Origin of the sequence: Archangium violaceum, from assembly GCF_016887565.1 — a bacterium.
GTDB classification, from domain to species: Bacteria; Myxococcota; Myxococcia; order Myxococcales; family Myxococcaceae; genus Archangium; species Archangium violaceum_B.
Genome location: NZ_CP069396.1, coordinates 3,859,400 through 3,873,974, shown reverse-complemented (window position 1 = coordinate 3,873,974; position 14,575 = coordinate 3,859,400). Strand labels below are relative to the sequence as shown.

General features: G+C 68.4%; 12 protein-coding genes. 7 read left to right on the top strand and 5 right to left on the bottom strand.

Annotation, left to right across the window (positions count from 1 at the left end):
• Positions 1-18 precede the first annotated feature (18 nt).
• Positions 19-1,311, bottom strand: a complete 1,293-nt coding sequence (locus JRI60_RS16070) for a serine/threonine-protein kinase (protein ID WP_204226740.1) — start codon at positions 1,309-1,311, stop codon at positions 19-21.
• Positions 1,311-3,098, bottom strand: coding sequence for an adenylate/guanylate cyclase domain-containing protein (locus tag JRI60_RS16065; RefSeq protein ID WP_204226739.1), 1,788 nt, complete (start codon positions 3,096-3,098; stop codon positions 1,311-1,313). Before JRI60_RS16065 ends, JRI60_RS16070 begins: the two co-directional genes overlap by 1 nt.
• Before the next feature lie 225 nt (positions 3,099-3,323).
• On the opposite strand from JRI60_RS16065, the gene JRI60_RS16060 reads away from it, so the two are divergent.
• Genes JRI60_RS16060 through JRI60_RS16050 form a run of 3 tightly spaced genes read left to right on the top strand, consistent with a single transcriptional unit; the run spans position 3,324 to position 7,459 of the window.
• Positions 3,324-4,034 (top strand): expansin EXLX1 family cellulose-binding protein, encoded by a 711-nt coding sequence (locus JRI60_RS16060; RefSeq protein ID WP_204226738.1) that lies wholly within the window; start codon positions 3,324-3,326, stop codon positions 4,032-4,034.
• Between the two features lie 20 nt (positions 4,035-4,054).
• Complete coding sequence (locus JRI60_RS16055; protein ID WP_204226737.1) at positions 4,055-6,628, top strand: hypothetical protein; 2,574 nt, start codon at positions 4,055-4,057, stop codon at positions 6,626-6,628.
• A 33-nt stretch (positions 6,629-6,661) separates the two neighbouring features.
• Positions 6,662-7,459 (top strand): RDD family protein, encoded by a 798-nt coding sequence (locus JRI60_RS16050; protein ID WP_204226736.1) that lies wholly within the window; start codon positions 6,662-6,664, stop codon positions 7,457-7,459.
• Here JRI60_RS16050 and JRI60_RS16045 read toward each other — a convergent pair.
• Entirely contained in the window at positions 7,456-7,971 is a 516-nt protein-coding gene (locus JRI60_RS16045; RefSeq protein WP_204226735.1) for an outer membrane beta-barrel protein, read from the bottom strand. The genes JRI60_RS16050 and JRI60_RS16045 overlap by 4 nt on opposite strands.
• Before the next feature lie 113 nt (positions 7,972-8,084).
• On the opposite strand from JRI60_RS16045, the gene JRI60_RS16040 reads away from it, so the two are divergent.
• The 3 genes from JRI60_RS16040 (at position 8,085) to JRI60_RS16030 (ending at position 11,052) form a co-directional block, all read left to right on the top strand.
• Positions 8,085-9,146 (top strand): tetratricopeptide repeat protein, encoded by a 1,062-nt coding sequence (locus JRI60_RS16040; protein WP_204226734.1) that lies wholly within the window; start codon positions 8,085-8,087, stop codon positions 9,144-9,146.
• Positions 9,147-9,186: 40 nt separating this feature from the next.
• A complete protein-coding gene (locus JRI60_RS16035; RefSeq protein WP_204226733.1) occupies positions 9,187-10,290 on the top strand; it encodes an FHA domain-containing protein in 1,104 nt (367 codons plus the stop codon).
• 189 nt (positions 10,291-10,479) lie between these two features.
• On the top strand, positions 10,480-11,052 hold the full coding sequence (locus JRI60_RS16030) for a hypothetical protein (RefSeq protein ID WP_204226732.1): 573 nt from the start codon (positions 10,480-10,482) through the stop codon (positions 11,050-11,052).
• A 74-nt stretch (positions 11,053-11,126) separates the two neighbouring features.
• Here JRI60_RS16030 and sctV read toward each other — a convergent pair whose 3' ends face one another.
• Complete coding sequence (sctV, locus tag JRI60_RS16025; protein ID WP_204226731.1) at positions 11,127-13,253, bottom strand: type III secretion system export apparatus subunit SctV; 2,127 nt, start codon at positions 13,251-13,253, stop codon at positions 11,127-11,129.
• Between the two features lie 113 nt (positions 13,254-13,366).
• Here sctV and JRI60_RS16020 point away from each other — a divergent pair, with 113 nt between their 5' ends.
• Complete coding sequence (locus JRI60_RS16020; RefSeq protein ID WP_204226730.1) at positions 13,367-13,822, top strand: hypothetical protein; 456 nt, start codon at positions 13,367-13,369, stop codon at positions 13,820-13,822.
• Between the two features lie 178 nt (positions 13,823-14,000).
• Here the strand turns inward: JRI60_RS16020 and JRI60_RS16015 are convergent, their stop codons facing one another.
• Positions 14,001-14,564 carry a tetratricopeptide repeat protein gene (locus JRI60_RS16015; RefSeq protein WP_343213408.1) on the bottom strand — a complete coding sequence of 188 codons (564 nt, stop codon included), beginning with the start codon at positions 14,562-14,564 and terminating at the stop codon, positions 14,001-14,003.
• Positions 14,565-14,575: the final 11 nt, after the last annotated feature.

Genomic DNA, 14,575 nt, shown 5'->3' with positions numbered 1-14,575 from the left:
AGCGCGGCGAAGAGCGCTCTAACGCTTGGATTTCTGAGCACGCGACACCTTCCGGGTCAGATCGAGCGAATCCAACGGCAGGGGGACGAAGTCGAAGAGCCCGCCCTCGAGGGCACCCGTCACCAGTTCCCAGTCATCCGCGGGGCCGCACAGCAACACCGGCGGGGCACCGGGGCGCGAAGCCAGGGCTCTCGCATGCGCGAGCGACTCCCGCCCGTCCGCGACGAAGAGCAGCGCGCCGAGCTCCCCCAGGGGCCCCTCCGGGGAGACGACCCGCGCCTGGAAGCCGCACGCCGAGAGCGACATCACCAGCGTGGTCTCCGTGCTCCCCTCGCGCGAAGCCACCACCCCCACGGGCAGCCCACCGGCCACGGGCTTCGGCACGGGCACCTCGTGCCGCGCGAGCCCGAGTCCCCGCTCCGTCTTCTTGCCCTCGCCCCGCTTCTTCGGCGCGGCCGGCCCCAGCGGCTCGTCGAGCACGGCCAGCAGCTCCTGGCGCATGGCCGCCGCGTCCGCCGGGCGCAGCTCGGGCAGCTTCTCCAGCGCCTTCATCACCGTGGCCTCCAGGCTCTGGGGAATGGAGAGGGCTGGCCGCATCTCCCGGAGGGGAGGCACCGGCCTGTAGAGGTGCGCGACGGCCGCCTCCGCTGACACCGCCACCGGGAAGGGAGGCACCCCGGTGAGCAGCTCGTAGAGCACGCACCCCACCGAGTACAGGTCGCTGCGTCCGTCCAGCGGCAGCCCGCGCATCTGCTCCGGGGACATGAAGCCCGGCGTCCCCACGGCCATGCCCTCCTGGGTGAGCCGCACGTTCAGCTCCCCGCCGAGCGCGGCCAGGCCGAAGTCGAGCACCTTCACGCGCTCGCGGCCCTCGTGGTTGTCGAGGAAGAGGTTCGCGGGCTTGAGGTCGCGGTGGATGATGCCGAGCACGTGTGCGGCCTCCAGCACCTCCAGCACCTGCACGGTCAGGTCCACCGCGCGCGGCACCGGCTGGGCGCCCTCTCGCAGCAGCAGGGACTCCACCGTCTCGCCGGACACCAGCTCCATGGCGAGGTAGAGGAAGCCGGAGTCGAGCCCGTAGTCGTACACCTCCACCGAGCCCGGGTGGCGCAGCCGGGCCAGCACCTGGGCCTCCCGTTGAAAGCGTTCGGAGAAACCGGGGGCTCTGGCGATGTGCGGGTGCATCACCTTGAGGGCCACGTGGCGGCCCAGGCCGAGCTGCTCCGCCACGTAGACCGTGCCCATTCCCCCCTGGCCGAGCGTACGCAAGACACGGAAGCGCTCGCCGACGAGCTGCCCCACCTGGAGCATCAGACCGGCACCTCGTAGATGCGGGTGGCGGCGGTGCGGCCGTGCAGCTTGCGCTCGCCGGCGGGCACCAGGTCGACGGCCGCCTCGCCGATGCGCTCGCGCGTGGACTCGCTGACAAGGATCTGCCCCGGCTGGGCCATGGACTCGAGCCGCGCGGCCACGTTCACCGTGTCACCGATAACGGTGTACTCCATGCGCTTCTCGCTGCCGACGTTGCCCGCCACCGCGGGGCCCGTGTGCACGCCGATGGCGAGCTGGATCTCGATGCCCCACCGCTCGCGCCAGCGGCGGTTGCCCACGTCGAGCCAGCGGCGCAGGTCCTCGGCCGCCTGCACCGCGCGCAGCGCGTCGTCCTCGTGCGCCTGGGGCGTGCCCCATACCGCCATGATGCAGTCACCGATGAACTTGTCGATGATGCCCCCGCGCCGCTGGATGATCTCCGTGGCGAAGGTGAACAGCTCGTTGAGCAGCGCGACGATGATCTCCGGAGGCTGGGACTCGGACAGCCGGGTGAAGCCCACCACGTCCGCGAAGAAGATCGTCACCTCGCGGCGCTCGCCTCCGAGCCGCAGCTTGTCGGGGTTGGACACCACCAGGTCCACCACGTCCGGAGACAGGTAGCGGCTGAGGGCCGCGCGCACCTGCGTCTGGATGATGACCTCGCGCTCTTTCGACTCCAGCGTCAGGGCCATGCTGTCGAAGGCGCGGCCCAGGGTGCCCAGCTCGTCCCCACGCCGGGTGACGCGCTCGCCCACGCCGCGGAAGGCGCGCTCGGCGAGGGCCCGCGTCGCCGCCACCAGGTCCCGGAGGGGCCGGGTGAGCTGCCGGGCCCCGAGCAGCCCGACCCCCAGCGCCACCAGTGCGGCCACCGCGAGCGCGGTGAGGATGGACCTGCGCATCTCCGACAGGGAGGCATAGGCCACGGCCTGGGGCTGCTGCACCGCCACCGCCCAACCGCGCTCGGAGAGGGACTCGAGCGAGCCGATCATCTCCTGGCCACCCAGGTGGAAGTCCGAGATGGCGGCCATGTCCGTGCCGAAGGACGAGTCCCCGCTCAGCGCCGCGAAGAGGCCGTGCTGGGAGAAGTCCTCGCGGGCGGCCACGCGGGACGGGTCCGCGTGCAACACGAGCCTCCGCTCCCGGTCCACGACGAACACGTTCTCGCGCGAGCCGAGGAACTTCTCGCCCAGCTCGCCCATCAGCGCGCACAGCTCGCCGAGCTTCACCTGGGTGCCGAGGATGGCGCGCACGGTGCCCTCGCGCGTGATGGGGAAGAACACCTCGAGCACGGGCCCGCCCTGCGCGCCGACACGCACGCCCTGGACCACCAGGTGCCCGCCAGACGAGCCGAGGGCCGCGAGCAGCTCGGGCTCCAGCCGGGAGGGCAGCTTCGGGTCCGGCACCTCGTCCGCCTTCACGGTCTTCACGCTCTGCCCACCCGAGGCGTACAGCGAGACGAAGTCGATGTTGGACAGGGTGGCCATGCGGGCACCGACGAGCGAGTACCGCATGGCGTCGTCCCCCATCCCGGGCGCGAAGAGGATCATCCCGAGGCCCTCGAGCTCCTGCTCGACACGCACCAGCTCGCCCCGCACGGAGCGCTGCACGTCTCCGACGATGGAGCGGTGCAGGTGGCGCACGCCCTCCTGGATGGCACCCGCGTTGGTGTCCATCATCTTCAATCCCAGCCCCACCAGCGGTGGCAGCGCGCAGACGAGGATGAGGAGGAACAGGCGCGTGAAGAGCGAGACGCCCCGGGGGGCTGCCTCCGAGCTGCGAGTCTCCACTCCGGGGACAGGGGTCGCTGTCATCGCGTGTCTGGGGGTGCCACGGGTCTCGAAGGCACGTCGTGGAAGGCTCCGGTTTATCACTCCCCGTAGGTGTGGAGCGAATCATGGAGCCTCGACGGCCCCCGCCCGGTCCCTCTCCAGGGGAACACCTCGGGAGCGAGCGACCGGACCCGTGGACACGGTAGACTCCCAGCCCCCTTCCCTTCTGGAGGAGTTCCGAAGATGCGCGTCAACAAGCCCGCTCCCGCCCGCTGGTTCGCGGCGGCCCTGCTGCCACTGCTGGCGGCCTGTGGACCCACCGATCCTGGCGAGGCCCTGCGTGCCCTCGGCGAGGACCAGGACGGCCTCATCACCTTCTACAACGAGGCGGACGGCACGGGTAATTGCAGCTTCATGGCCACCCCGCAGGACCTGGACGTGGCGGCGATGAACATCGGCCAGTACCAGGACAGCGCGGTGTGCGGCTCGTGCGTGCAGATCGACGGGCCGAAGGGCAGCCTGCGCGTGCGCATCGTGGACTCCTGCCCCGACTGCTCCACCAAGGGCCACCTGGATCTCAGCCCGTCGGCCTTCGCCAAGCTCGCCGACCCCGTCCAGGGCCGCGTGAGCGTGAAATGGCGCATGGTGACCTGTGACGTGCAGGGCCCCATCCGCTACCGCTTCAAGGATGGCAGCTCGCAGTGGTGGACCGGCATCCAGGTGCTCAACCACCGCGTGCCCGTAACGAAGCTCGAGTACTGGAAGAACAACGCCTGGGTGGCGGTGAAACGCGAGAGCTACAACTACTTCGTCGAGCCTGGCGGGGTGGGCGCCGGAGCCCTCAAGGTCCGGGTGACGGCCATGGACGGGCAGACGCTGGAGGACACCCTGCCCGCGCCGACCCCCAACAACACCTCGGTCATCGACGGGGCCGCCCAGTTCAAGGCTGACTGAAAAAGTGAAATAATCTGGCCATGGGGCTCTCCGAAACCATGGCCTCACCCATCGCGCGGCGCCGTTTCGAGCTGGTGACCGAGCTCCACGGACGCGCGGGCGAGCTGCTTCGCCTGGAGCCAGGCCGGCTGCGCTACTCGCTGGGCACATCGCTGGCGGAGCTGCGGCTCCCCTTCCACATCACCCCCGAGGCCGCCGCGCTCTTCCCCCAGAGCGCGCGCCAGCTCGCGCTGATGCTGGTGTCGAGGCACCGGGAGCTGCTCTCCGAGGGGGAGTTCGATCACTTCCTGCTGGTGGAGGAGTTCTCCACCCTGCCCGCGCTGCCACCGACACTGTCACCGGCCTCTGGCGGACCGGACACGCGAGCAGCCGCGGACCTGGCCACGCTCACCCATCCGCTGCTCACCGGAGGGGTGATGGCGGCCTGGTTGGGGCCGGGGGGCGGAGGGCGCTCACTGGTGGCGCTGGTCATCGAGCTGCTGCGACGCGCCTTCCTGGAGATGCGCGAGTCGCGCGGGCGGGAGGAGACGCCGGCCCTCGTGGCGCTGATGCTGTCCTCACAATTTCCGGGCGTGGAGAGCGCCCTGCGCTCGCTGGAGCTGCCGCACTCGCTGCAACGCCAGCTCATGACGGCCGCGGCCACGGGAATGTACCTCGCCTTGCGGCTGGGAATGGAACGGGTGCTGCGCGAGGCCCAGCCCTCCACGGAGCTCGTCACGCGCATCGAGTCGGCACTGGGGCCCATGGCGGTGCTGGGAGGCACGAAGCTGCCGTTGACGGGCGGCTCCCTGCTCTACGGCTGCGAGCTGCTGGCCGGAGTCCCCGACGCGGAGAAGCTGGTGGCGCAGTACCCCGGGGGCCCGCCGGTGGACACCGTGCAGGCCACGCTGGGGAAGGCGATTGCCGCGAACGACACGCTGGCGCGCCGCGCCGAGCTTGCGATGGGATTGAGCGCCCTGCGCGAGAGCCTCGTGCACGCGGTGCGCCTGGGCGAGGGCGGCGGCTTCAAATCGGCCCTGACGCAGTACCTGCGGGAGCTCGCCATCCGGCCAGCCGCGCTGACGGCGCTCCTGGCCGATGACAAGTCACGCAAGCAGTCGTCGAAGGACCTGCGAGCCCACGCGGAGACGCTGAAGGGCACCTCGGCCGAGGCGCTGAAGGATCTGGCCACCCGCCTCAAGGAGTATTCGGTCAAGGAGCCAGCGGCCGCCGCGGGCCTCTCTCGCGCCAGGGCGCATGCCAGCTATGCCCAGGCCGCCACCGCCTTCGTCTGCGACCTGTGGTTGGAGCGCACGCTGTTCCCGCTGCGGCGCATGCTGTACCCGCGCATGGGGAACGAGGAGGAGGGCGGACTGGAGGCGGAGTACCAGTCCGGACGGCTCTATCAGCTCTCCACTCGCCCGGAGCCCATCCTGCGCTCGGCGGTGAGCGCTCCCGTGGCCCATCTGTTCGTGGACGTGAAGGACTTCACGCGGCGCACCCAGCTACTCGGTGGCGCGGCCATGGCGGACTTCCTGCGGCGCGAGTTCTACCTGCCCATCCTCACCGAGGCGAAGGCGCTCTACGGGGGCATGGTGCAGCTGTCCGACAAGGGCGGCGTCTCGGTCAACAACCTGCTGGGAGACGCGCTCTCGCTGAGCGGCACGGTGGACAGGCTGGTGACGCTGGCGGTGGAGATCCGCCGCCTCCTGGTGTCGTACGAGAAACGCCTGGCCCAGGCCCTCTCGCACGAGCAGGTGGAGACGGCGCTGAAGGCCATCGAGGAGGAGTACGACCGCAAGCTGCAATCGGCCCGGCCCGGGCTGAGACCCATCCTCCAACGGGAGAAGGAATCGGCGCTGGCGCGTGGCCGGGGCGAGGGCCTGGAGGCGGGCGTGTTCCTCTCCTTCGGTCCGGCGCCGCTGATCATCACCCTGGAAGACGAGGTGTTCGGCCGCTCGAAGGTGGCCATCGCGGACCGCATCAACGAGAGCGCCCGGGGCACGGCGCGCTCGGGGGCGGCGAGGGCGAAGGCGGACGCGATGCTCGCGCAGGAGCGGCAGCGGCGGGGCAATCCGTCGCTGGCACACCCCTGGCTGGTGTTCGTGGGCGCGCCGCTCTCGGTCCAGGTGCCCTACGCGGCCGAGGCCGAGGCTCGCGCGGCGTTGAAGGCGGGAGACCTGGCGGCGGCGATGCGGGCCCTGGAGCAGGTGGTGCGCGACTCGTTGGAAGAGGCCGCGAAGCAGGGAGAGGACGCCCCGGGAGACATCTACAACGCGGGCGTCGCGCTCTCCGAGGAGACGCTGCTGGCCTACCAGGAGGCAGTGGGAGACAACCGCCTCTTCTGCCAGCTCCAGGTGGCGCCGGAGACGCTGCACCCCGAGATCCACGAGCGCTACTTCCTCCCGCCCGAGCCCCTGCGGCTGACGGTGGGCTTCCACCCGACGGGCGAGCTGGCGGAGGTGTTCCGCTTCGCGGGCCGGGTGATGTTCAAGGGGCTCGAGCGCAAGGGCGGGCTCGGAGTCTGGGAGTGGGTGGACCTGCATGGCGTGGGCCGGCTCTTCGCGCGGCACCACGCCTCGGAGTGGCTCCGGGCCCATTGGCGTGCAGCCTGACGCGCGGCGCGACTCTGGCCTAGAGTGGAGGGCGTGACGGACACGCCCGACACCCTCCTCGACGGCACCCATGCCGTGCTCACGCCCGAGTACGTGGAGTTCCGCTTCACGCTCGCGGGCATCTACTCGCGCTTCCTGGCGTGGCTGCTGGACGCGCTCATCGTCGTCTTCGGCACGGGCGTGTTCATGACCGTCCTCAGCCTGGTGATGGTGGCCTTCCCCGGCTTCGGCAGCGCCCTGGGCATCGTCATCTACTTCCTGGTGGACTGGGGCTACGGCATCGCCCTGGAGACGGCCTGGAGCGGCCAGACGGTGGGCAAGCGGGCGCTGGGCCTGCGCGTCATCCAGCAGAGCGGGGTGCGCATCGGCTTCTACCACGCGGCGCTGCGCAACCTGGCGCGGCCGGTGGATCGGCTCCCCCTCCTCTATCTGGTGGGCGGGGTGACGGCGCTGCTGTCCGGCTCACAGCAGCGGCTGGGGGACATGCTCGCCGGCACCATCGTGGTTCGCGAGCGCCGCCTCAAGGCGCCCTCCGCCCTGGGCGCCACGGGCGGCGAGGGGCTGCTGACGGATCCCCTCTTCGTCTCGCGGGTGAAGCGGCTGAGCGCCGAGGCCCGGGAGCTGGTGCTCTCCGCGGCCCTGCGGCGCGAGGAGCTGCGGATGGAGGCCCGGCTGCGCCTCTTCTCCGCGCTGGGCACGAAGCTGCAGGAGTTGCTGGCCATGGAGAAGCCGGCCCACCTCTCGGACGAGAAGTGGACGCTGCTGGTGGCCGCGGCGCTGCTGCCCTCTCCCAGCGCTCAGGCCGGGGGCCGGGTGCGAGGGGCGGCCTAGAAGTAGACGGACGTGCCCGCGGACAGGATGAGCGACGTCTGCACCCGCTCCGACAGCGACAGGTAGGCGTTGAACTGCGCCCGCGCCCCGAGGCTGACGGAGTCCGTCACGAAGAACTCGACACCCGCGTTGGGCCCGATGCCGACGAAGTTCGACTCCCCCTGGTCCTTGAAGACGTGCAGGTAGCTCAGGTCCGCGCCCACGTAGGGCCGGATGGACTCCTCCAGGATGAGGTAGCGGATGCCGAGCGACGGAGCGAGGCCGACCACCCGCTTGCCGCTGATGGGATCCTGCGGGAAGGCGAGCTTCGTCAGCGAGACGACCTCGAAGCCGCTCTCGATGTAGAGGCTGGCGTCGAAGCCGATGAAGACGGTGCTGTTGAGACTGGCCGTGCCGTTGAAGTTCATGTAGCCCGCCGACAGGCCGAGGCTGCGGTTGGCGAACTGGGCGTGGGCGGGGGCGGCCACGAAGAGGGCCACCGCGATGCCGAGGGCAGAGAGGTACGAGCGCATGGCCCCGACTCTAGCGCCGGAAGGCAGCGGCCAAACCAGCGAAACCGCGAGGATTCTTCCCTGCTGGGGGGCGTTGATCCAGGGGGGGGCCCTCTCCTACACTCCCGCCCGTCATGCCTTCCTTCCGCTCCGCTCTCGCCCTTCCCCTGCTCCTGGCCTCGGCTTCCGGCTGTATCACCACGCCGCCTCCCAGCGAGCGGGCCCTGGTCAACACCGAGCTATGTACCCAGCAGATCAACGCTGGAGACCTCAAACAGGCGGAGGTGTATTGCGACCTGGCCCTGGAGTTCGCCCCGCAGTTCGCGGACATCTGGGTGAACAAGGGCCTCATCGCCCTGTACTCCGGCAACAATGCCAAGGCCAAGGAGCACTTCATCAAGGCCATCCGCTTCAACCAGGAGCACGCGGCCGCCTACATGAACCTGGGCGTCATCTACCTGAATGAGGGCGCGTACGGAAAGGCGCACGACAACCTCAAGCGTGCCCTGAAGGTGAACCCGGACTACCTGGAGGCCCGCAAGAACCTGGGCCTCACCTACATCAACCTCAACAAGCTGTCCGAGGCGGAGAAGGAGTTCCTCACCCTGCTGGCGATCAACCCCAACGTCGCCGAGTTCCACCATGACCTGGGCATCGTCCGCTACCGCCAGGACCGGAAGGAAGAGGCGGTGGAGGAGATGACCAAGGCGGTGCAGATCGCCCCCAACCAGAACGCGGACTGGTGGAACGACCTGGGCGCGGTGCTCAATGAGCTCAGCCGCTTCGAGGAGGCCAAGATGGCCTTCAGCAGCTGCGTGGCCGTCAATCCCAATCACCCGCAGTGCATCGACAACCTGAGCATCGCCCAGCGCAAGGCGGCCCTCACGGACTCGGCCCTCAAGGAGTACCGCGACACGCAGAAGGCGCAGAACGACCCCGCCGCCCTCTTCCAGCTGGCGCAGCAGTACAAGCAGAAGGGCCTGCTGTCCGAGGAGGAGCGCGCCTACAAGGACTGCGTGAAGCTGGACGGCAAGTTCGCCCCCTGCCACTACGGCCTCTTCCAGCTGTACTCGGACGCCCACAAGCGCCCGTTGGCCGAGGTGGCCTGCAAGAACTTCATCAAGTACGGCTCGGTGGAGGATTTCCCCTCGGAGATGGAGACGTGCGAGAAGTTCATCAGCGCGCAGTCCTACTAGTCCCTCTCCACCCCTCACGTCCCCGAACCCCGCCATCGCGATGAGCGTCAGGCTTACGGTCAAGCAGAGCAGTGAAGCCGGTGGCAAGGCCACCGAGTTCGTCCTGGACGACGCCATCATCACCCTGGGCCGCGACAAGGGCTGCCAGGTGGTGCTGGCGCAGCAGGCCGTCTCGCGCAATCACGCGCGCATCACCCAGGAGGGCAACCTCTTCTTCCTGGAGGACCTGGGCAGCGCCTATGGCACCCAGGTGAACGGAAAGCCCCTGCCCAAGGGCGAGAAGCGCCTCTTGCGCAATGGTGACGTCATCGCCATCGCCCAGTTCGACGTGCGCTTCGACAAGGTGGCGGACCTGCCGCACGACGTGGAGTCGCAGAAGACGTCCTTCGTCGCCCGCAACATGGTGAAGGACGTGATGCGGGGCCTGTCCGGCGGCGAGGAGCGCTACCTCCGGGTGATGAACGGCCCCCGCGAGGGCGAGCGCCTGGAGATCAACGACGCCCAGGAGTTCGTCATCGGCCGGGACGACTCGGCGGACATCATCTTCCGGGACGATCTCATCTCCCGCCGGCACGTGAAGGTGCGGCGCGACTGGTCCGGCACGCACGTGGAGGACCTGGGCAGCCGCAACGGCATCAAGGTCAACCGCAAGCGGACCAACCGCAAGACGCTCCGGGACGGCGACGAGGTGGAGGTGGGGGGTGTCCGGCTCGTCTACGTCTGCCCGTCCGAGGCTCCCGAGGAGCAGGCCGAGTCCCTCTCACCGAACCTGAGCGCGTCGGCGTTGTCGGACGACGAGGGCAACTCGACGCAGTCGCTGCCGGCCGCGCGCGAGCGCACGCCACCCAAGCGTGGCACCGACAAGTCCGCGGAGGAAGCCAAGGCCCAGGAGGCGCAGGCCGCGGCCAAGGTGGCCCCTACTCCCGACCCGGAGCCCGCCGAGGAGCCGGAACCGCCAGCCCAGGAAGAGCCTGCCGCGGAGGAAGAGCCCGCCCAGGTCGCGCCGCCGGTCGTCGCCAAGGAGGAGCCGGCCGACGCGCGGTCCGCCGTGAAGGACCCCAAGCGCCTCATCCCGCTGGTGGTGCTGGGCGTCATCGGCCTGGCCGCGCTGGGCCTGCTGGTCGCCCTGTTCGTCGGCATCTGAAGCCCCGCGCGCCGGGCTCCCTCGCCTGCTCCCCAGCCAGCCAATGGCAAGCAGGGGAGCGGGCGCTCGCGGGCGAGAGTCCGTCGCCCGCCAGCGCCAGCCCTCCGTGCTTGACTCTCCAGGCATTCTCACGCAGCGTCCCATCGAGTCCAACTGACTGTATGGGAATGAGCGGTCTCGGAGAGTGATATGAAAATCAAATCAACCACATACAAATCCGCACTGGCACTCGTGTTGTTGTCCGCCTGTAAATGCGGCGTCGAGCCAACACCGGATGGTGAGCCCGTCCCCGAGATGCAGGCCAACCTGCGCGGAGTCTGGTTGGATCACTGGAGCACCTCCATGGGCTATCAACTGGCCACGGAGATGTACAACTTCGACACGAAGGTCTGGTTCAAGGGCGCTCGAGACCCTTGGGACATGGCGCCCTATCGCGGTTTCGGCATCTTCCTCGAGCCGAACGGAAACTTCACCTGGGTGCTTGGCTCGGATGGAGGAGTGGGCGGCTGCCAGTCCTACACCATCGATTTCATGAAGGGCACCGCGGTCGCCCAGGAAGGCAACACCCTCAGGTTCCGTGCAACCGCCAGGAGACAGCGGTACGAGAGCACGTGCGATCCGAGTCTGAATTACGACCGGGACGCCTCCGGAGGAGACTTCGTGATGGATTACGTCCTGAGCGCGACCCAGGACACCGGCCGCCCCACGTTGAGACTCATCAACAAGTCCGACGGCACGGCCTTCGACTATTTCAAGAACTAGCCACGACACGACACCGCCCACCCGCGTGCTCGCGGATGGGCGGGGGATGAACGGCTCGGAGCCGGTCCAGCGGCCTAGCGGATGGAGATACGGGCCACCGGCTGGATGTTGAGGTCCGGGGACAGCTCCTGGAAGCTGACGACGGAGAACGGCGGGTTGAACTCGTACTCCAGCAGCTTGCGCACGTAGCGCCGGATGTCCATGGCGGTGAGGATGACGGGCCGCTGCGCGCTGGGCGGCAGGTGGCCGCACTCGGACTTGACCGCCTGGACGATCTCCTGGGCGATGTCCGGCTCCAGGGCCAGGTGGGTCCCCGACGAGGTGCGCTTGATGGAGCCGCGGATGGCCTCCTCGATCTGCGGGTCCAACAAGTAGACCACCAGGGTGCCCGTGCCACGCGCGTACTTGTGGGACACGTAGCGCCGCTGGCTGGAGCGCACGTGCTCCGTGAGCATCACGTTGTCGGCCTCGACCTGGCCGTACTCGGCCAGCGCCTGGAGGATGCCGCGCAGGTCACGGATGGAGATCTCCTCCTCCACCAGGCGGCCGAGGATGTCCGTGAGCTTGAGCACGGAGACGACCTTGGGGACGACCTCCTTGACGATGGCGGGGAAGGCCTTCTCCAGCTGGTCGAGCATCGACTGCGTCTCCTGGACGCCGACGAACTCGCGCGCCTGGCGACGCAGCACGGACGCCAGGTGGAGGATGATGTAGCCGGGCACGTCCCAGGTGGTGAGACCGGCCGCCTCGAGCATGTCCTTGTGCTGCTGGGGCACCCAGGCCGCGGGCTGGCGCGTGGCGGGGTTGATCGACTCATACCCCTGGATGTTCATCAGCTTCAGGCGCTCGACCGTGTCGTTGACCAGCACGTTGCCGATCTGCACCTGGCCCGTCACCAGGGGAACCTCGTTGATCTGGATCTGGTACGAGCCGGGAGGCAGGTTCGGGTTGCCGCGAGCGCGCACGCCGGGGAAGCGAACACCCAGCTCCACGAAGAGGCCGTCGCGCATGAAGGGGATGAGCTCGAAGAGGAACTTGCCGTTGTCCTGGCGCGAGTCCACGAAGGGCACCAGGGAGTCGGAGACCTCGAGCACGATGGGCGTGACGACGGGGATGAAGAGCTCGGAGTCCGGGTTGATGGCCTCCTTGGGCTGGGGCTCGGTGGCCGCCGGCGTCTCGCCCTCCGGCGTCTCGCCGTTGGTGAGGCCTGGCTCCTCGCCGCTGGCGAGCTTCTTCTCCTTCTCCAGCATCTTCCAGGAGCCGAAGCCAGCCAGGCCGCCGAGGATGAAGAACGGAATCTTGGGCAGGCCGGGGATGAGACCCAGTCCGAAGAGCATGGCCGCGGCGATGGCGATGGCCTTCGGGTAGGCCGTCAGCTGCGCGCCAATGTCCTTGCCGAGGTGGTTGCCCTCCTCGTCGCCGCCCACGCGCGTCACGATGATACCGGCGCAGGTGGAGATGAGGATGGCGGGGATCATACCGACCAGACCGTCACCGATGGTGAGCAGCACGTACTTCTCCGCCGCGCTGCCCACGTCCATGCCCTTCTGCATCACGCCGATGACGAGGCCACCGACGATGTTGATGACGGTGATGATGATGCTGGCGATGGCGTCGCCCTTGACGAACTTCATCGCACCGTCCATGGCGCCGAAGAGCTGGCTCTCGCGCTCCAGGTCGCGGCGCTTGCGCTTGCCCTCCTCCTGGTCGATGGAGCCAGCGCGCATGTCCGCGTCGATGGACATCTGCTTGCCGGGCATGGCGTCCAGGGTGAAGCGCGCGGCCACTTCCGCCACACGCTCGGAGCCCTTGGAGATGACGATGAAGTTGACGATGACGAGAATGACGAAGATGACGAGGCCGACGACGAAGTTGCCCTGCACCACGAAGTGACCGAAGGCCTCGACCACCTCGCCCGGATCACCCGTGAGCAGGATGAGGCGCGTCGTGGAGATGGTGAGCGCCAGCCGGTACATCGTGGTGATGAGCAGCAGCGTCGGGAACACCGACAGCCGCAGCGCCTGTGGCACGTACAGGGAGATGAGCAGCAGCACCACGGAGATGCTGATGTTCAGGGTGAGGAGGACGTCCAGCAGAAGCGTTGGCAGCGGGACGATCATCATTCCGATGATGGCCACCACCACACAGGCGAGGACGATGTCGGAATACTTGGACAGGAAGCTATTGCTCTGGGCTGGCATCGGCGGCGACCATCTTAGCCCGCATCCCCTTCCGGCCCCAAGGGCCTGCCAGGAGGCTTGACACGCAACTTCGTGCGAGTTCCTGAGATAATGGTGTGACAGGAGAGCAGACCATGACGACCATCCGAGGAACTGGCGGCGCGCCTACCGCCACCGTGCAGCGCAACACGGAGACGTCCACCGCCCGGCAGACGGCCCCGGCCGCTCCGCAGCAGCGCACCCTGGCGGGGCACTCGGCACAGAGCACCTTCGAGAGCACCGGGGAGCTGACTCGCGAGCAGAAGAAGCAGGTGCTCGATCAGGTCCTGGGTCCGTACCGGCAGAAGCTGGAGGAGCGCTACCAGCAGGATGGTTCCTTCCGCTCCAGGGACGCGGCCGAGGAGATGCTGAAGGAACTGGAGGCGGACGTCCTGAGCGGGAAGGTCCCCCTGGACGCGAACACGCTCACCGAAAAGCTGAAGACGATCGGCACCGCGTCGAGCGCCATCGGCTCAAGCCGCGACGCGACCTGGAAGCAGATCTTCAACCAGATCCTCGAGCAGTTCCAGAAGCCCGTGAAGTGGGAGTAGCCCACCCGGGCTCGGCGCTCCAGCGGATGGGTCCATCGAGGAGCGGCTCCCGAAAGGGGGTCGCTCCTTTCGTTTTCACGGCCAGGCGGGCGCAGGGCCGCTCACGCGCCGTGAAACACGAATGCCCCGGAGGAGATGCTCGGAAGCATCCCCCACCGGGGCGATCGCCGTGCAAAGGTTACTTCTTGGCCGAGTCGGCGTTGGCGCTCTTCTGCGCCGCCTCGATGGTCTCGAGGGCCGCGGCGGCCAGAAGCCGAGCGCGCATGGTGAGGGGATCCTTGTTCTCGGGATCCAGCTCCACGGCCTTGGCGAAGTCGTGGGCGGCCTCGACCAGGTTGCCCAGCCGCAGGTGGACCTCACCGCGGTTCACCAGCGCGGCCGTGTCCTTGGCATTGAGGGTGAGCGCCTTGTTGAAGTTCTTCAGCGCCCCGTTGAGGTCCTCGGAAGCAAGAAGGATGGCCCCGAGCGCCGTCCGATAGTAGGCCTCGGCCGGATCGAGCTCACACAGTCCCTCGAAAACGATCAGGGCGTCCTTGTACTTGCCCGCCTCGTACAGCCGAAAGCCCTGCATGGCCATCTCGAGCATTTCGGGGCCCGTCAGGCCGGTGATCTGGCCGAGGCTGAGCTCCCCGTTGAGCATCCGGTTCTGCTGATCCTCCGGCAGGCTCTTGATGTACTCAGGGCTGGTCTTTTGAGCCGCACTGCGCAGGAGCTGCTCGGAGTTGGCCTTCTTGGAATCCATCGTTGGTGGTC

Bases quoted from the DNA above. Each gene is read 5' to 3' on its own strand.
- JRI60_RS16040 (WP_204226734.1), top strand. From the start codon at position 8,085: ATGCCTTCCTTCCGCTCCGCTCTCGCCCTTCCCCTGCTCCTGGCCTCG.
- JRI60_RS16015 (WP_343213408.1), bottom strand. From the start codon at position 14,564: ATGGATTCCAAGAAGGCCAACTCCGAGCAGCTCCTGCGCAGTGCGGCT.
- JRI60_RS16045 (WP_204226735.1), bottom strand. From the start codon at position 7,971: ATGCGCTCGTACCTCTCTGCCCTCGGCATCGCGGTGGCCCTCTTCGTG.
- JRI60_RS16030 (WP_204226732.1), top strand. From the start codon at position 10,480: ATGAAAATCAAATCAACCACATACAAATCCGCACTGGCACTCGTGTTG.
- JRI60_RS16035 (WP_204226733.1), top strand. From the start codon at position 9,187: ATGAGCGTCAGGCTTACGGTCAAGCAGAGCAGTGAAGCCGGTGGCAAG.
- JRI60_RS16020 (WP_204226730.1), top strand. From the start codon at position 13,367: ATGACGACCATCCGAGGAACTGGCGGCGCGCCTACCGCCACCGTGCAG.
- JRI60_RS16070 (WP_204226740.1), bottom strand. From the start codon at position 1,311: ATGCTCCAGGTGGGGCAGCTCGTCGGCGAGCGCTTCCGTGTCTTGCGT.
- sctV (WP_204226731.1), bottom strand. From the start codon at position 13,253: ATGCCAGCCCAGAGCAATAGCTTCCTGTCCAAGTATTCCGACATCGTC.
- JRI60_RS16055 (WP_204226737.1), top strand. From the start codon at position 4,055: ATGGGGCTCTCCGAAACCATGGCCTCACCCATCGCGCGGCGCCGTTTC.
- JRI60_RS16060 (WP_204226738.1), top strand. From the start codon at position 3,324: ATGCGCGTCAACAAGCCCGCTCCCGCCCGCTGGTTCGCGGCGGCCCTG.